12 protein-coding genes and 2 riboswitches are annotated in these 18,125 nt (G+C 62.6%); of the genes, 8 read left to right on the forward strand and 4 right to left on the reverse strand.

What is annotated here, in order from left to right:
• The first annotated feature begins 150 nt into the window (after nucleotides 1–150).
• The 8 genes from B0G76_RS33920 (at nucleotide 151) to B0G76_RS33955 (ending at nucleotide 11,480) form a co-directional block, all read left to right on the forward strand.
• Entirely contained in the window at nucleotides 151–1,200 is a 1,050-nt protein-coding gene (locus tag B0G76_RS33920; RefSeq protein WP_120297182.1) for an oxidoreductase, read from the forward strand.
• Between the two features lie 204 nt (nucleotides 1,201–1,404).
• Entirely contained in the window at nucleotides 1,405–1,758 is a 354-nt protein-coding gene (locus B0G76_RS33925; protein ID WP_120297183.1) for a hypothetical protein, read from the forward strand.
• A 143-nt stretch (nucleotides 1,759–1,901) separates the two neighbouring features.
• Nucleotides 1,902–2,003: riboswitch (glycine riboswitch) on the forward strand.
• Between the two features lie 33 nt (nucleotides 2,004–2,036).
• Nucleotides 2,037–2,208: riboswitch (glycine riboswitch) on the forward strand.
• 80 nt (nucleotides 2,209–2,288) lie between these two features.
• Nucleotides 2,289–3,407 (forward strand): glycine cleavage system aminomethyltransferase GcvT, encoded by a 1,119-nt coding sequence (gene gcvT / locus B0G76_RS33930; protein ID WP_120297184.1) that lies wholly within the window; start codon nucleotides 2,289–2,291, stop codon nucleotides 3,405–3,407.
• A 65-nt stretch (nucleotides 3,408–3,472) separates the two neighbouring features.
• The gene (gene gcvH, locus B0G76_RS33935; protein WP_120297185.1) at nucleotides 3,473–3,853 is read left to right on the forward strand and encodes a glycine cleavage system protein GcvH; all 381 of its coding nucleotides are present in this window, start codon (nucleotides 3,473–3,475) and stop codon (nucleotides 3,851–3,853) included.
• Between the two features lie 94 nt (nucleotides 3,854–3,947).
• The gene (gene gcvP, locus B0G76_RS33940) at nucleotides 3,948–6,878 is read left to right on the forward strand and encodes an aminomethyl-transferring glycine dehydrogenase (RefSeq protein WP_120297186.1); all 2,931 of its coding nucleotides are present in this window, start codon (nucleotides 3,948–3,950) and stop codon (nucleotides 6,876–6,878) included.
• 116 nt (nucleotides 6,879–6,994) lie between these two features.
• The gene (locus tag B0G76_RS33945) at nucleotides 6,995–8,128 is read left to right on the forward strand and encodes an alginate lyase family protein (protein ID WP_120297187.1); all 1,134 of its coding nucleotides are present in this window, start codon (nucleotides 6,995–6,997) and stop codon (nucleotides 8,126–8,128) included.
• A gap of 28 nt (nucleotides 8,129–8,156) precedes the next feature.
• Entirely contained in the window at nucleotides 8,157–9,545 is a 1,389-nt protein-coding gene (locus B0G76_RS33950; RefSeq protein ID WP_120297188.1) for an L-serine ammonia-lyase, read from the forward strand.
• Nucleotides 9,546–9,761: 216 nt separating this feature from the next.
• Entirely contained in the window at nucleotides 9,762–11,480 is a 1,719-nt protein-coding gene (locus B0G76_RS33955; RefSeq protein ID WP_120297189.1) for a thiamine pyrophosphate-binding protein, read from the forward strand.
• 103 nt (nucleotides 11,481–11,583) lie between these two features.
• On the opposite strand, the gene B0G76_RS33960 is transcribed toward B0G76_RS33955, so the two are convergent.
• The 4 genes from B0G76_RS33960 to putA form a co-directional block, all read right to left on the reverse strand.
• Nucleotides 11,584–12,204: a hypothetical protein gene (locus B0G76_RS33960; protein WP_220700806.1), complete on the reverse strand. Its 621-nt coding sequence runs from the start codon at nucleotides 12,202–12,204 to the stop codon at nucleotides 11,584–11,586.
• An 8-nt stretch (nucleotides 12,205–12,212) separates the two neighbouring features.
• The gene (locus tag B0G76_RS33965) at nucleotides 12,213–12,485 is read right to left on the reverse strand and encodes a hypothetical protein (RefSeq protein ID WP_259460910.1); all 273 of its coding nucleotides are present in this window, start codon (nucleotides 12,483–12,485) and stop codon (nucleotides 12,213–12,215) included.
• Between the two features lie 237 nt (nucleotides 12,486–12,722).
• Nucleotides 12,723–13,871 carry a branched-chain amino acid ABC transporter substrate-binding protein gene (locus B0G76_RS33970; RefSeq protein ID WP_120297190.1) on the reverse strand — a complete coding sequence of 383 codons (1,149 nt, stop codon included), beginning with the start codon at nucleotides 13,869–13,871 and terminating at the stop codon, nucleotides 12,723–12,725.
• 89 nt (nucleotides 13,872–13,960) lie between these two features.
• Nucleotides 13,961–17,902 carry a trifunctional transcriptional regulator/proline dehydrogenase/L-glutamate gamma-semialdehyde dehydrogenase gene (putA, locus tag B0G76_RS33975; protein ID WP_120297191.1) on the reverse strand — a complete coding sequence of 1,314 codons (3,942 nt, stop codon included), beginning with the start codon at nucleotides 17,900–17,902 and terminating at the stop codon, nucleotides 13,961–13,963.
• Nucleotides 17,903–18,125: the final 223 nt, after the last annotated feature.

The raw sequence follows: 18,125 nt of genomic DNA on the forward strand, positions 1-18,125 counted from the left end.
TCGCGCGAGAGGAGCGATGTTAACACGGATATCGCCGACAACCGCCCTCGACAACGCTGACAGTCCGCCTTGGGGACATGCCACAATTACGCCGTTGCGCGCCGTCGCCGCGGTGGCAAAACGGCGCGCCGTTTTTGCAGGAAGACACGCATGTCCGTATCGCTGAAGATTGGATTGATGGGTTACGGTTTTGCTGGCGCGACCTTTCATGCGCCGGTGATCGAGCACTGCGGGCGCGCGAACATCGCGGCCATCGCGACGAGTCAGCCCGAACACGCGCTGGCCGATTACCCGCATGCAAAGGTGGTGGCCGATCTCGACGCCCTGCTGGCGCTCGAAGAAATTGACTGTGTTGTGATCGCGACGCCCAACGACACGCACTTCGACCTGGCGCGCCGCACGCTGGAGGCGGGCAAGCACGTGGTGGTCGACAAGCCGGTCACGCTGACCGCCGCCGACGCCCATACGCTCGCCAACATCGCGCTCGCCCGGGGCAAGCTGTTCGTGCCCTTTCACAACCGCCGCTGGGACGGTGATTTTCTGACCGTGCGGGATCTGCTTGCCGGCAGAGAGCTGGGGCGCATCACACAATACGAATCGCATTTCGACCGTTTCCGGCCGGAAGTTCGGCAGCGCTGGCGCGAGGAAGCTTCGCGCGGCGGCGGTTTGCTATTCGATCTCGGACCGCACCTGATCGATCAGGCGCTGGCATTGTTCGGCGCACCGCAGACCGTGTCTGCGACGGTTCGGACGCATCGCGACCAGGCCAGCGCGCCGGACTACGTGCATATCCAACTGGGATACGGCGAGTTCGAAGTGGTGCTGCATGCAAGCGCGCTGACCGCGCTCGTCGCGCCGAGGTTTGCGATTCACGGCACGCAGGGGAGCTACGTGAAATACGGGCTCGATACGCAGGAAGATCAGTTGAAAGCGGGCCTGCGCCCTGGCGACGAAGGGTTCGGCGCAGACAACACGGCGGGCGTGCTGCGCGTACTCGAAGACGGTCAGGAAGTGGAGCGGGAAGTGCCTACGCGCAACGGCGAATATGTCGGCTTCTATATTGCCTTGGCGGATTCGATTCAGAACGGCGTGAAGTTCCCTGTCAGCGCTCAGGACGCGGTCGACGTGATGACGATTATCGAGCTTGCCGCCCGAAGCTCGGAAGAAGGCGCCCGGCTACCGTTCGAGCGTATTCGCTGACTGACTGTTTGCCTACGGGGCGCTTTCTGACTATCTGGCGGCGGCATGCGAACCATGCCGCCGCCAAAGCCAAAAAGCCTGACAACCCCGAAAGGAACATAACGTTACAAATAACCCCGCCTTCCCGGTCAGCGCGAATCCCCGGCTATCCGTTGCTACCCCAGTAGCACCACACACACAACGACAACGACTTCCGGAGAGTCCATGCCCCGTATCGTCCGCGCAGTAGCAGCATGCGCCTTGCTCAGCTCCCTCGCCGCCTGCGTGGTGGCGCCCCAGCAACCCGCGCCGGCGCCGCGCCCTAACCCGCAGCAGATCGCGGATCAGCGCTTCAACCAAGTGAACGGCCGTATCGACAACCTGAGCCGCCGCATCGACGCTCACGTCAACCAAGGCTACTACCCGCCCCCGCAAGGCGGCGCGTTGCACCATCGCCTCGACGTGATCCGTCAGGAAACTCGCGACATGGCGGCACAACACGGCGGCGGTCTTTCCGGCGACGAACAGCGCGTGCTGAACCAGGAACTGGACAACGCGGCACACGCCATCGGCGAATAATCGCGCCGGTTCAGGCACTGAAGCAAACCAGCGCGGGCATCACGTCCCGCGCTTTTTTTTTGATATCCGCGAGCCCGCAGCGCCAACCGCCATACCCGTTACGGGCCTTTATTTGACAAGCCTCCGGCCCTCGCGTACATTCGCCGCACGCGTCGGGAGAGCGTGCTGGCCGCAGAAAATCGCAGGCCGCGCCGCCGAAGGGGCATACCCGCAAACTCTCAGGCAAAAGGACCGACCGCGTCGAAAAACCCGCGTCCAGGCAGCATCAAGACATGGATTTTTCGCACTCTGGAGAGCGGCAGTAGCCGTCTGCGTCGCGTACGTCGAACGTATATCGAGCAGATTCTGGCAGGCTGCCCACCGAAGGGGCGCGCGTTTCACCGTGGCGATGACGGCTTCAACATCGCACGGCAGCGCAATCTCTCAGGTATCGAGGACAGAGGGGTCATGCAACGCAATCGCTCGCAGGCATTAGCCGCGAGGCGTAGCGCCGCATGGCCTTTTTTGTTTCGCGAGACGCCTGAGGCCCCATGACCGAACTCAAACACACCCCGCTCAACGCCACCCATCGTGCGCTCAACGCCCGTATGGTCGATTTCGGCGGCTGGGACATGCCCGTCAACTACGGCTCGCAGATCGACGAACACCGCGCCGTGCGCACCGACGCCGGCATGTTCGACGTCTCGCACATGTGCGTTGTCGACTTCACCGGCGAGCGCGTGCGCGCCTTCTTCGAATTCGCGCTGGCCAACAACGTCGCCAAGCTGCAAACGGCGGGCCGCGCGCTCTACTCCTGTCTGCTGAACCCGAATGGCGGCGTGATCGACGATCTGATCGTCTATTACTTCGGCGAAAATCATTTCCGCGTGGTCGTGAACGCCGGCACCGCCGAGAAAGACATCGCCTGGTTCGGCCAGCTCAACGCCGAAGGCAGCTTCGGCCTGACCATCACGCCGCGCCGCGATTACGCGATCGTCGCCGTGCAAGGCCCGAACGCCCGCGAAAAAGTCTGGCAAACCGTCCCGGCCGCACGCGCCGCCACGGAAGCCTTGAAGCCGTTCAACGCCGCGCGCGTCGAAGGCACGCCGTTCGGCGAACTCACCGTCGCCCGCACCGGCTACACCGGCGAAGACGGCTTCGAAATCATCGTCCCGGCGAATCACGTCGTCGCACTGTGGAACGCGTTGCAAGCGCAAGGCGTTCGCCCGGCGGGTCTTGGCGCGCGCGACACGCTGCGCCTCGAAGCCGGTATGAACCTGTACGGCCAGGATATGGACGACAACGTCTCGCCGCTCGACGCCGGCCTCGCCTGGACCGTCGATCTGACGTCGCCGCGCGACTTCGTCGGCAAAGGCAAGCTCGAGGCCGACGGCTCGCAGGCCGCGTTCGTCGGTCTGATCCTGCTGAAGGACAACGGCAAGGCGGCTGGCGTGCTGCGCGCTCATCAGAAAGTCGTCACGCCGCAGGGCGAAGGCGAAATCACCAGCGGCACTTTTTCCCCGACCATGCAGGAATCAATCGCCTTTGCACGTGTGCCGAAAGGCGTGCAACCGGGCGACACCGTTCACGTCCAGATTCGTGACAAAAACGTTCCCGCAAGCGTGGTAAAACTGCCGTTCGTACGCAACGGCAAGGTGCTCGCTGTTTAAGCAGCCGGCGCGTGCGTCAGTCCACTTTTAAGTTTTTAACGAATCACACCGCATAGGAGCATCCGATGAGCATCCCGGCCGATCTGAAATACACCGAATCGCACGAGTGGGTCCGCACCGAAGCGGACGGCACGCTGACGGTCGGTATCACCGACCACGCGCAGGAAGCGCTCGGCGACATCGTCTTCTTCGAAGTCCAGGAACTGGGCAAGACCGTGAGCGCGGGCGAAACCGTTGCCGTGATCGAGTCGGTGAAAGCCGCCTCGGATATCTACGCGCCGGTTTCGGGCGAAGTGATCGAAGCGAACCCGGCCGTCGCCGACACCCCGGACGGCGTGAACAGCGCGCCGTACGAGAACTGGCTCTTCAAGATCAAGCCGGCCGCGGACGCATTGCTGGATCGCCTGATCGACGCGGACGCGTACTCGAAGTCGATCGGCGCCTGATTCGCCGCACGTTGCACCATTACGTTTAAACCCGACAGGCGCGGCGCGTCCGATTCGATCATCGAACGGACGCCCGCACCGGCAGGAACACCTCATGAAGCTCGAACACCCGGATCGTCTGATGAACCGCACTCCTCTCTCGCTCGCCGCGCTCGAAGTGCACGACGCCTTCGCTGAACGGCACATCGGCCCGGATTCGGCCGACCAGCACGCAATGCTCGAAGCCCTCGGCTTCGCGTCGCGCGCCGCGCTGATCGACGCCGTCATTCCGAAAACGATCCGCCGCAGCGAAGCACTGCCGCTCGGCCCCTTCGTGCAGCCGAAGAGCGAGGCCGAAGCGCTCGCCGCGCTGCGTGAGCTGGCGGACAAGAACCAGGTGTTCCGCTCGTACATCGGGCAGGGCTACTACAACGCGCACACGCCAGCGGTGATCCTGCGTAACGTGCTGGAAAATCCGGCGTGGTACACCGCGTACACGCCGTACCAGCCGGAAATCTCGCAGGGCCGTCTGGAAGCGCTACTGAATTTCCAGCAGATGATCGTCGACCTGACGGGTCTGGCGATTTCGAACGCTTCGCTGCTCGACGAAGCCACCGCCGCCGCTGAGGCGATGACGCTGCTGCAACGCGTCGGCAAGCCGAAGTCGAACGTGTTCTACGTCGCCGACGACGTGCTGCCGCAAACCATCGAAGTGGTGAAGACGCGCGCCACGCCGGTCGGCATCGAAGTGAAAGTGGGTCCGGCAGCGGAAGCCGCGAACGCGAATGCGTTCGGCGTGCTGCTGCAATACCCGGGCGTGAACGGCGACGTGCGCGACTACCGCGCGCTCGCTGACGCGATCCACGCTGCGGGCGGCCACGTGGTGGTCGCCGCCGACCTGCTCGCGCTGACCGTTTTGACGCCGCCGGGCGAATGGGGCGCGGACGTGGCCGTCGGCAACACGCAGCGTTTCGGCGTGCCGGTCGGTTTCGGCGGCCCGCACGCGGCTTACCTCGCCGTGCGCGACGAATTCAAGCGTCAGATGCCGGGCCGGCTCGTTGGCGTGACCGTCGACGCACAGGGCAATCCGGCGCTGCGTCTCGCGCTGCAAACGCGTGAGCAGCATATCCGCCGCGAGAAGGCGACCTCGAACGTGTGTACCGCGCAGGCGCTGCTCGCGATCATGGCCAGCATGTACGCCGTCTATCACGGCCCGCACGGTCTGAAGACGATCGCGCTGCGTGTGAACCGTATCGCCGCGTTGCTGGCCGCCGGCGCGAAGAAGCTCGGCTACACGCTGGTCAACGACACGTTCTTCGACACGCTCACGTTCGAAACCGGTGCACGCACCCAGGCACTGCATGACGCTGCGACGGCCAAGCGCATCAATCTGCGCCGCGTGAGCGACACGCGCGTCGGCATCTCGATCGACGAAACCACCACGCGCAGCGATCTGGCCGATCTGCTCGCGGCGTTCGCCCAAGCGGCATTTGTCGACGAAGTCGCGCAAATCGACGCGCTCGATGCGGCGCTTCCCGCAGAGAGCACTGTGCCCGCCGCGCTTGAACGCACCAGCGCGTACCTCACGCACCACGTGTTCAACCGTCATCATTCTGAAACGGAAATGCTGCGCTATCTGCGCAGCCTGTCGGACAAGGACCTCGCGCTCGATCGCTCGATGATCCCGCTCGGTTCGTGCACGATGAAGCTGAACGCGACCTCGGAAATGCTGCCGGTCACGTGGCCCGAATTCGGTCAGATTCACCCGTTCGCACCGGCTGAGCAAACCGTCGGTTACCGCGAAATGATCGATCAGCTCGAACAGATGCTGATCGCGGCCACCGGCTATGCAGCTGTCTCGCTGCAACCGAACGCCGGCTCGCAAGGCGAGTACGCGGGTCTGTTGATCATCCACGCTTACCACGCGTCGCGCGGCGAAGCGCATCGCAATGTCTGCCTGATTCCCGCTTCGGCGCACGGCACGAACCCGGCGTCGGCGCAAATGGCCGGCATGCAAGTGGTCGTGGTGGCGTGCGACGCGCAAGGCAACGTCGATATCGAAGACCTGAAGAAGAAGGCCGCTCAGCACGCTGAGAAGCTCGCGGCGATCATGATCACGTACCCGTCCACGCACGGCGTGTTCGAAGCGAACGTCCGCGAAATCTGCGAGATCGTGCACGCGCACGGTGGCCAGGTCTACGTGGACGGCGCGAACATGAACGCCATGGTCGGCCTGTGCGCCCCGGGCCAGTTCGGCGGCGACGTCTCGCACCTGAACCTGCACAAGACCTTCTGTATTCCGCACGGCGGCGGCGGACCGGGCGTCGGTCCGGTCGCCGTCGGCGCGCATCTCGCGCAATTCCTGCCGAATCAGCTTGCAACGGGCTACGAACGCGCGCCGAACGGTATCGGCGCTGTGTCGGGCGCACCGTACGGTTCCGCCTCGATCCTGCCAATTTCGTGGATGTACATCGCGATGATGGGTGCGAAGAACCTCACGGCCGCCACGGAAACCGCGATCCTCAACGCCAACTACGTCGCGAACAAACTCGCGCCGCATTATCCGGTGCTGTACTCGGGCCCCGGCGGACTGGTCGCACACGAGTGCATTCTCGATCTGCGCCCGATCAAGGAAACCAGCGGCATCACCGTCGACGACGTCGCCAAGCGTCTCGCCGACTACGGCTTCCACGCACCGACCATGAGCTTCCCGGTGCCGGGCACGCTGATGGTCGAGCCGACCGAATCGGAATCGAAGGAAGAACTCGACCGCTTCATCGAAGCGATGATCGCGATCCGCGAGGAAATTCGCGCGGTGGAAGAAGGCCGTTCGGACCGCGAAGACAATCCGCTCAAGCATGCACCGCATACGGCGGCGGTGGTCATCGCGAACGAATGGAAGCATGCGTATGCGCGCGAAACCGCCGCGTATCCGCTGCCCACACTGATCGCGAAGAAGTACTGGCCGCCAGTCGGCCGTGCGGACAACGTGTACGGCGACCGCAATCTGTTCTGCTCCTGCGTACCGATCGCCGACTACGAGTAAGTCCGGCCTTGACCGCGCATCGCCTGAAGGTTGTAAGCAGGCGTTGCGCGGTTCTGTCGCTTGTGTCCGCAAACGGCTAACATCACACACCGAATCAGCCAAACGAGGAGTTTCGCATGGCGCGAAAGGTGCGATTGATGCAAAGCCGGACCGAAACAAGGCGAGTCCAGACGTGGCAACAGGCCTGCGCGCTACTGTTGGCAGGCGCAGCGGTGCTGCTGCTGCCGCTGCGGCAGGCGCAAGCCGCGATGAATTTTTGTGCGGCGCCCGCGCTGCAAACCAGCGAGCGCACGAACGCCGATCCCGGCGTCAAGGCACTGGTGAGCAATGTGCAGGCGCATCTGAACGACCCGCCGCATGCCGTGGCGAAACTGCATACCGAAGGCACGCTGCCGCACGAGGGCATCTACGATCAAAGCGTCGAGGCGGAGAAGGATCTCGATCTGTTGCGCGACGCCGCGCTCGCCTGGCGCGCAACCAGCGACGATCGCTATCTGAAGCTGGTCGACCGCTTGCTGTATGCGTGGGTCACGACTTATCAACCCAGTTTCAATCCGATCGACGAAACCCGTTTCGAAGGCCTGATCCTCGCCTATGACATGACCGCAAGCGCGTTGCCGGTGAAGACGCGCAATGCATCGATGGCGTTCCTGACGAAGCTTGCGAGCGGCTATATCGCGCAAATCGACGCGCGGCCGCGGCCGCTCACCGGCACGTTCAAGAACAACTGGCAGAGCCACCGGATCAAGCTGATCGCGATGGCCGCGTTCACGCTGGATAACCGCAAGATGATCAACGCGGCGCAGCGTTTGTTCGACGAACATATCGGCGACAACATCGCACCGGACGGCTCGACGGTGGACTTCGCCGAGCGTGACGCCTTGCATTACGTCACCTACGACCTGCAGCCGCTCGTGACCGCCGCGCTCGCCGCGCGCCGCCACAACCGCAACTGGTTGCCGGAGAAGGGGACGAATGGCGCCTCACTGGCGGCCGCGCTGAACTGGCTCACGCCGTACGCGGACGGCAGCAAGACGCATGAAGAATTCGTGCATTCGAACGTTCCGTTCGATGCCAAACGTCGCGAGGCCGGTTTGCCCGGCTATTCGGGTCAATGGGATCCGAAAAACGCGACGGAACTGTTTCACCTGGCGGCGCGTCTCGACGGACGCTATACGCCGATCGCGCTGCAGCTCGCACCGACGCCGCCCGCGTGGCTCGCCGTGTGCTTACCGCTGCCAGCGCGCTAAACTTACTTTTATCAGCAGGGAGCAGTAAATGGCAGTCAGCGTGTTCGACCTCTTCAAGATCGGCATTGGTCCGTCCAGCTCGCATACGGTCGGGCCGATGCGCGCCGCGCTGATGTTCGCGCAAGGGCTCGAACGCGACGGGCTGCTTGCGGCGACGGCATCGGTGAAAGTGGATCTGTACGGTTCGCTCGGCGCGACCGGCAAGGGGCACGGCACGGATCGCGGCGTGATGCTCGGGTTGATGGGCGACGCGCCCGACACGGTCGATCCGGACACGATCGCGCAACGGCTGGAAGCGGTGAAGGCGTCGCGCAAGCTCGCCTTGCTCGGCACGCACGACGTGCCGTTCGTGCAAAAAGATCACATTTCGTTTTATCGCCAGGCGCTATCGGAGCATCCGAACGGCCTGAAGCTGCGTGCGTTCGACGCGCAGGGCGAGACGCTGCGCGAGTCGACGTATCTATCGGTGGGCGGCGGTTTTGTGGTGACGGCGGGCGCGCCGAATACGAAGGTGCTGAGTGCCGTCGAACAATTGCCGCATTCGTTCCGCAGCGGCAACGAATTGCTCGCGCTGTGCAAATCGACCGGCAAGAGCATCGCGCAATTGATGTGGGACAACGAACGCGTCTGGCACACGGAAGAAGAAACGCGCGCGGGCTTGATGAAGATCTGGGACGTGATGCAATCGTGCGTGTCGCGCGGTTGCGGCATCAACAATCCGGATGCGGACGGTACTTTGCCCGGTCCGTTCCAGGTGAAGCGTCGCGCGCCACAGTTGTATCGCGCCTTGTCGAGTAATCCTGAGCTGGCGCTGCGCGATCCGCTGTCGATGGTCGACTGGATCAATCTCTACGCCATCGCCGTGAACGAAGAAAACGCGGCGGGCGGGCGCGTGGTCACGGCGCCGACCAATGGCGCGGCCGGCATCATTCCGGCGGTGCTGCATTACTACACGCGTTTCATGCCGGGCTCGAATCAGCAAGGCGTGATCGACTTCCTGCTGACGGCCGCGGCAATCGGCATTCTGTACAAGCTGAACGCGTCGATTTCGGGCGCGGAAGTGGGGTGCCAGGGCGAGGTCGGCGTGGCCTGCTCGATGGCCGCGGGTGCGCTCGCGGCGGTGATGGGCGGCACGCCTGAGCAAGTCGAGAATGCTGCCGAGATCGGCATGGAGCATAACCTCGGACTCACGTGCGATCCGGTCGGCGGAATGGTGCAGATTCCGTGTATCGAGCGCAATGCAATGGGCTCGGTGAAGGCCGTGAATGCAGCGCGTATGGCGCTACGCGGTGACGGTACGCATTACGTCTCGCTGGACTCCGTGATCAAGACGATGATGCAGACCGGCGCGGATATGAAGACGAAGTACAAGGAAACGTCGCGCGGTGGGTTGGCGGTGAATATTGTCGAGTGCTGAACGCTGCGTTCCAAAGCGATTGATGACGCGGGCTTCGGCCCGCGTTTTCGCTTTCGTTTCCGTTTTCGCGTTCGCTATCGGCAGATGGGAAGGTTGGGCTGCGCCGTGACATCGGCCGCGTTGTCGGCGTAAGCTGTCGAAGCGCCCATCGGCGCCTTTCAAGCCGATGCGGCAACATCCGATCGCACCCATGCACCATCTGGAGGCTTCATCGCAATGTCGCTGCCGAATGCTCCCGTTTCCGCTTCTCCTGCCGCCCAAACCACCGGCGCGCGTCTCGTTGTCGATGCCTTGCTGACGCACGGCGTCGAACGTGTTTTCTGCGTGCCCGGCGAGAGCTTTCTCGCCGTGCTCGATTCGCTGCACGACGAAACGGACCACATCCAGACCATCGTCTGCCGGCACGAAGCGGCAGCCGCGAACATGGCTGAAGCCGTCGGCAAATTGACAGGACGTCCGGGCGTCGCGATCGTGACGCGCGGACCCGGCGCGACGCATGCATCGATCGGCGTGCACACCGCGTTTCAGGACTCAACGCCAATGATCCTGCTGATCGGTCAATGCGCGCGCGAGCATCTCGACCGCGAGGCCTTCCAGGAAATCGACTATCGGCGCATGTTCGGTCAGATGGCCAAGTGGGTCGCGCAAATCGACGACCCGAAGCGCATTCCCGAATATCTGAGCCATGCATTTCACACGGCGACGTCGGGGCGTCCGGGGCCGGTCGTGTTGTCGTTGCCGGAAGATGTGTTGAGCGATGCGTGCGAAGCCGTTGCCGGTGCGCCGCGGTATAAGCGCGTGGCGGCGTCGCCTTCCGCGGCGCAAATGGAAGAGTTGCGCCGATTGCTGGAAGCCGCGCAACGACCGATGGTGATCGCTGGCGGCAGTGGTTGGACGCCTGCGGCATGTGCCGACCTGCAACGCTTTGTCGAGAATTGGCAATTGCCGATCGGCCTCGCGTTCCGCTTCCAGGACACGCTCGACAACGAGCATCCGAACTACGCGGGCGATGTCGGCCTTGGTATCAATCCGGAGCTTGCTCAACGTATCCGCGATGCGGATCTCCTGCTTACGCTTGGCCCGCGATTGGGCGAAGCAACGACGAATGGCTACACGCTGCTCGATATTCCAAAGACGAAGCAAATACTGGTGCACGTGCATCAAGGCGCGGAGGAACTTGGCCGCGTGTACGCGGCGGACTTGCCGATCGTCTCCGGCATGCCAGAACTTGCGGCACTGCTTGCGGCATTAAAGCCGTCTTCCGAGAAGCTCGCATGGACCGGCGCGGCGGAAGAAGCGCACCAGGCGTATCTCGACTGGCGCAAGCCGCGTCAGATTCCCGGCGACGTGCAAATGGGCGAAGTGATCCAGCAATTGCGCGCGCATCTGCCGGAAGACGCGATCCTCACAAACGGTGCGGGCAACTACGCCACGTGGCTGCATCGGCATTTCTCGTATCGACATTTCCGCTCGCAGCTTGCGCCGACCAGTGGCGCGATGGGCTACGGTGTACCAGCGGCGATTGCGGCGAAGTCGCTGTATCCGCAACGCGCAGTCGTCGCATTAGCTGGCGACGGCTGTTTCATGATGGCCGCGCAAGAACTGGCGACGGCGATGCAGTACGACTTGCATGTGATCTTCATCGTCGTGAACAACAACCACTTCGGCACGATCCGGATGCATCAGGAACGGCACTATCCGAATCGCGTACACGGCACCGGTCTCACGAATCCTGACTTCGCGGCGTTCGCGAGATCGTTCGGCGCGCACGGAGAGATCGTGGAGCGGACTGAGGATTTTCTGCCTGCATTGCAACGCTCGATAGAAGCGAAGCGTGCAGCGGTGATCGAGATTCGCATGCCGCAGGAGGCGAGCACGCCGGGCGCGACGTTAGAGCAGATTCGGGAGCAGGGGAGGAAGCTCCGAGGGGAGTAATGAAGTTGCCTTGCGGCCGGCATGCATAGCGAAAAGCACACAAGAGAAAGCCCTACGGTTCAAGTGAACCGCAGGGCTTTTTTGTACCCACCGAGCCCGTGGCTTAAGCGTATATGACCGACAAAGCCCCAAGCTCTTTCATCAGCGCAGGCTTGTGAGATTCGATCACGTCGGATTGGATTTGATAGATCACAGACTTGATGACCTCTGTCTGACTCATGGTTGTCTCGTGCATCAGCATCTTGATGTCCTCGGCGATGCGTGGCGTCACCTTCATCGAAAGTCGTCGCCGTGCAGCGCCGCGCCGCTCCTTGAAGCGCTCAGTCGCTGACTTATGCGCCTCGATCAGCCGTGCCCGCGGATATTCGCCGGATGCAAAACGATGCAGATAGAGCGTCATGAGCACCTTCCGAAACTCGGTCGAGCTCGCGTTGTCGACCATATAAGCCGCCAGGTCGAGAATATCCAGATAAATGGCGGGCAGTTGTGCCTCGATCGGCCTGACTTCCTTCTGCCGCGCTTCGCGAATGGCCGGCGTGGATTGCGCTGGAACAGCCACCACGTGGTCGCAGACGTCGCACACCGTCGCGAGAATATTCTTCACCTCACCTTTGCCGTCGCTGAAAGGCACGTCACGCCGCGCAAAGGTCGTACTCACAAGCTGCTTGCAACGATGACAGATTGCCTTGCTCTTCTCGCCTTCTTCGTAAAGTTTGATCTTCATGGCTTCACTCACTGGTGCACGCTGATAAACACGGTTTCCGGATCGCCCACGAAGTAGAACTGCACGTACCAGCCGCCAGACTCAATGATATGGACATCGATTGACGGAACGCTGTGGTGAGGTGACGAACTGTATTGCATGCCATCGCTCCGCGTGATGAGGGTCTCGACGAATTGAGCGGTGACCTGCCCGGTCGACAGAAGGTTTTTCACGCTAATGCCCGAGCGGGCCTCATGCTGGAACTTCCCGGATCTGAGCGCTGCGATGACCGCGCGCTTCACTTGCCTGTACTTGCTTGGTATCGACAACCGCACCTCCAATTATACGACATGTCTCGTATAAAAAGCGCTTTACTGATTTCGCGCCACCCGCGGGAATTGTCGATGAATTCTTTTTCGGGAGAAGGCTAACTAGTCGGTCTCAAGCCAGGCTCAAGCAAGAAGCACAAGCTCGAAGCGTCATAAAAAAACCCCGCCGAAGCGGGGTTCCTGACGTCAAAGCAAGCAGCAAAAAACCGCTTACTTCCCGCCCACGCTTTGCAGCGTCGTCCACTTGCCGTCGACAACCTTGTACAGCGTGATGCCGCCGTTCTTCAGGTCGCCCTTGCCGTCGTATGCGAGGTTCGCTGCCGTCACTGCCGGCATCGAGGTCTTCGCGAGCAGCGGCAGGTACTTCGCCGGATCGGTCGAGTTAGCCTTCTTCATAGCGTCGAACATGGCCATTGCGCCGTCGTAAGCGTACGGCGAGTACGTTTGCACGTCTTCGTTGAAACGCTTCTTGTACTTCGCAACATAGTCCTTGCCGCCCGGCATTTCTTCCAGCGGCAGGCCGGCGAGCGATGCCACCGTGCCGTTCGCAGCGTCACCCGCGAGCTGGATGAACGTCGGCGTGTGAACCATTTCGCCGCCCATCAACGGAGCCTTGATGCCCAGTTGCTTCATCTGCTTGACCATCGGTGCTGCCTGCGAATCCGCGCCACCGTAGTACACCATGTCCGGGTTGACCGACTTCAGCTTGGTCAGGATCGACTTGAAGTCCACAGCCTTGTCGTTCGTGTATTCACGATCGACGATCGTGCCGCCCGCAGCCTTCGCCGCCTTTTCGAACTGATCAGCCAGACCCTGGCCGTAAGCCGTACGGTCGTCGACGATAACGATCTTCTTCATGCCCAAGGTCTTCACCGCGAACGTGCCGGCGACCGAACCTTGCTGCGTATCGGACGTCATCATGCGGAACGTGGTCTTGAAGCCTTGTTGCGTGTACTCAGGCGCCGTCGCCATGGCGATTTCGGGGATGCCCGCGTTCGCGTAGATGCGCGAGGCCGGAATCGTGGTGCCCGAGTTGAAGTGGCCGAGCATGCCCTTGATGCCGTCATCCACCAGCTTTTGTGCAACGGTCGTGCCGGTGCGCGGGTCAGCCTGGTCGTCGGCCGAATCCAGCACGAAACGAACCTGCTTGCCGCCGATCATCGGCTTGGTCGCGTTCATGTCTTCCACAGCCAGCGTGATGCCGTTCTGGAAGTCCTTGCCGTAGTGCGCCTGTGCGCCCGTCATCGGACCGGCAAAGCCGATCTTCACGTCTTCAGTCGATTGAGCGTTGGCCGTCCCCGCCAGCGACATGGCCGCAACCAGCGCTGCGCCTGCCAGCTGTTTCATCTTGTATTGCATAGCTTCTCCTTGGTACCAGGTGTGAATGGAGCGGTTTTTCGGGGTCGCCGTACCGCTTCCGTTTTATTGAAAAGACCGATGAGGGTCGCTCAACCGATCGTCATCAAATTCGCATTACCGCCTGCTGCTGCCGTATTCACGCTGACCGAACGTTCCGTCAACAGACGCTCGAGCGCGTAGTCCTCGTCGCCGCTTTCCAGCGCGCGAGCCGCGACGCCCTGCACGGAGACGATCGGACCCGGACGTTTCGCCACTTCCTTCACCAGCGCCAGCAGTTCGTCGCTATCGCCCTCGAACAGCACCGCGTCGAACGACGCATCGGCACTCTTCTTCACGCTTGCGTAAGACTTCAACGCAGCGGGCAACTGCGACACCAATTGTTCACCGGCCGCGCCTTCGAACAACGCGCGATTTCCCGTAGCCAGCGCCGCGGCAAACTGCACGCGCGCACCGCTCGCCGTCGAGGCGATACACAGCACCGTGCCGCGCGCGCCCAACGTGTACGTGTTGCGCTCGCCGGTGGGCCCCGACAATACCGCAGTGGCGCCCGCCGGCACATGCGACAGATAACCGTCGCAACGTGCGGCCAGCACCGGCTGCTGTTCGCTGATCAGCCAGTCGCGCAGCGCCGTCAATGCAGCGGACGGATTGTCGCCGCGATTATCCCCGTTCGGGCCGGCTTGTGGCACATCCGCGATCAAAGACTGCGCCAGCGACTTCGGCAACCCTGCCGGACGCGTCGCCAACAGACGCTGCAGATACAGCGCGCCGCCCGCTTTCGGACCCGTGCCCGACAAACCTTCACCGCCGAACGGCTGAACCCCCACCACGGCGCCGATCACGTTGCGGTTCACATAGATGTTGCCGACATGCGCGCGGCTGATCACATGGGCAATGGTTTCGTCGATCCGCGTGTGGATGCCGAGCGTCAGGCCGTAACCCGTTGTGCGGATCTGCTCGAGCAGCTTGTCCAGCTGGCTGCGGCGGAAACGCACCACATGCAGCACCGGGCCGAACACTTCACGCTTCAATTCGTCGATGCTGTCGAGTTCGATCAGCGTCGGCGGAACAAACGTGCCTTGTGCGCCGCCTTCCGGCATCGGCAGTTGCTCGACCTTGCGGCCTTTCTCGCGCATCGCCGCGACGTGCGCGTCGATGCCGCGCTTCGCATCGAGATCGATCACCGGGCCAACGTCGATCGACAGCCGGTCCGGATTGCCCACTGCCAGTTCGCGCATCGCGCCCGTCAGCATTTCCAGCGTGCGGTCCGCAACATCTTCCTGCAGACAAAGAACGCGCAACGCGGAACACCGTTGACCGGCGGAATCGAATGACGACTGCAGCACGTCCGCGACGACCTGTTCCGCGAGCGCCGACGAATCGACGATCATCGCGTTCTGACCGCCGGTTTCGGCGATTAGCGGAATCGGCTTGCCTTCCGGATCGAGGCGGTTCGAGAGCGTCTTGTTGATCAGACGCGCGACTTCGGTCGAACCGGTGAACATCACCGCACGGGTGCGCGGGTCAGCCACCAAGGCGGCGCCGACCGTTTCGCCGTCGCCCGGCAGCAGTTGCACCGCGCCCGCCGGCACGCCGGCTTCGCGCAGGATACGCACGGCTTGCGCGGCAATCAGCGGCGTTTGTTCAGCCGGCTTCGCGAGCACGGTGTTACCCGCTGCAAGCGCCGCGGCGACCTGACCCATGAAAATCGCCAGCGGGAAGTTCCACGGGCTGATACACACCACCGGACCGAGCGGGCGGTGCGTGTCGTTGGAGAATTCGTCGCGGATCTGCGTCGAGTAGTAACGCAGGAAGTCGATCGCTTCGCGGATTTCCGCAACCGCGTTCGCCAGCGACTTGCCGGCTTCACGCACCACGAGACCCATCAGCGTGTGCATCTGCGCTTCGAGCAGATCGGCGGCACGCGCGAGGCAATCGGCACGGGCTTCGACCGGTGTCGCTTGCCAGATCGGTGCGGCGGCGACCGCGTGGGCCAATGCGGCGCTCACGTGTTCCGACGTCGCTTCGACGACCGTACCGACGAGGTCGCGATGATCGGCCGGGTTCCGCACATCACGTGCGACGCCGACGGCGATCTCGTTGTCTTCGAGCATAGGTGCGGCGCGCCACGGATGATGCGCGCTCGCCAGCAATGCCGACGACAGCGACGCCAGACGATGTTCATTCGACAGATCGAGGCCCATCGAATTGAGACGCTCGGCGCCAAACAGATTGCGCGGCAGCGGAATCTTCGCGTGCGGTGCGCCGAGCGGGGCGATCTTGGAGGCTTCGTCGACCGGATCGGCGATCAGGTCCTTGATCGCGACATTTTCGTCGGCGATGCGATTCACGAACGACGTGTTCGCGCCGTTTTCCAGCAGACGGCGCACGAGATACGCGAGCAACGTTTCATGCGTGCCGACCGGTGCATACACGCGGCACGGACGGTTCAGCTTGTCGCGGCCGGTGACTTCCTCATATAGCGGTTCACCCATGCCGTGCAGGCACTGGAACTCGTACTGGCCGGGGTAGTAGTTATTGCCCGCGAGGTGATAGATCGCCGACAGCGTGTGCGCATTGTGCGTGGCGAACTGGGGATAGACCGCGTCCGGCGCGCCGAGCAACTTCTTCGCACAGGCAACGTACGAGACATCGGTGTAGATCTTGCGCGTGTAGACCGGATAGCCTTCGAGGCCGTCCACTTGCGCACGCTTGATTTCAGTATCCCAGTACGCGCCCTTCACAAGGCGGACCATGATGCGGTGACGGCTGCGGCGCGCCAGATCGATGATGTACTCGATCACGAACGGGCAGCGTTTCTGATACGCCTGCACCACAAAACCGATGCCGTTCCAGCCGGCCAGTTCCGGATCGAAGCACAGCGCTTCGAGCAGATCGAGCGAGATTTCGAGGCGGTCGGCTTCTTCGGCGTCGATGTTCAGGCCGATGTCGTAGCGGCGCGCGAGGATCGCCAAAGCACGCACGCGCGGCAGCAACTCGCTCATTGTGCGTTCCTGCTGCGAACGCGAATAGCGTGCGTGCAATGCCGACAGCTTGATGGAAATGCCCGGGCCCTCGTAAATGCCGCGGCCGCCGGCCGCCTTACCGATCGCGTGGATCGCCTGTTCGTACGAGGCGTAATAGCGCTGCGCGTCGGCTTCGGTGGTGGCGGCTTCGCCGAGCATGTCGTACGAGTAGCGGAAGCCACGTGCTTCGTACTTGCGGCTATTCGCCAGCGCTTCGGAGATGTTCTCGCCCGTGACGAACTGCTCGCCCATCAGGCGCATCGCCATGTCGACGCCCTTGCGGATCAGCGGCTCGCCGCCCTTGCCGATCAGACGCGTAAGCGCCGACGAGAGGCTCGCCTCACTGTTGGTCCCCACCAGTTTGCCGGTGATCATCAGGCCCCACGTCGCGGCGTTGACGAACAGCGACGGCGCCTGGCCGACGTGCGACTTCCAGTCGCCCTTGCTGATCTTGTCGCGGATCAGCGCGTCACGCGTGGCGCGATCCGGAATGCGCAACAGTGCTTCGGCGAGGCACATCAGCGCGACGCCTTCCTGGCTCGACAGCGAGAATTCGTGGATCAGCCCTTCGACGCCACCGCCCTTGCTCTTCGTGCGCAGCGTTTCGACCAGCTTGCCGGCCATGGCCTGCACATCGCCCGCCAGATTGGACGGCAGACGCGCCTGGCCAAGCAGGAACGGCACGCACTCCGGCTCGGGACGGCGATACGCAGCGGTGATCGCCGCACGCAAGACCGATTGCGGTTGCACGTTCTGCGCAAACTCGAGGAACGGATGCGAGGCACTGTCCTCCTCCTGATCCACCGTGGCGCCGTCGGCCAGATCGGCCGAGCCAGTGTGGCCCGACAATTCAGGCGGCAATTGGCCGTGCTCGATTTTTTCGAGGTAAGCGAAGATCGCCTGCTTGATCAGCCAGTGCGGAGTGCGTTCGAGGCGAGTGGCGGCATCTTTCAGCCGGGAACGCAGGAGGTCGTCGACCTTGACGCCAAGGGTGGTGCTAGCCATGTTTCCTTCTTCGGATACCAGACTAAATTGCTGGCAAAAGACTAAAAGTTGAGCGAATCGTACGCCTCCCAATAAAAAGGTGCAACCATGCATCATGCATGGTTGCACCTTCTTAGAAGCCCTCTGCGGCGGGGGTTTGCGCCGAATTGCGCTACGCGTGGCGACGGCGGTTGCGATCAGTACTTTCCCTGGCGTGATTCTTTTTGCATTTACCCTTATCAGA

The organism is Paraburkholderia sp. BL23I1N1 (assembly GCF_003610295.1).
GTDB lineage: Bacteria > Pseudomonadota > Gammaproteobacteria > Burkholderiales > Burkholderiaceae > Paraburkholderia.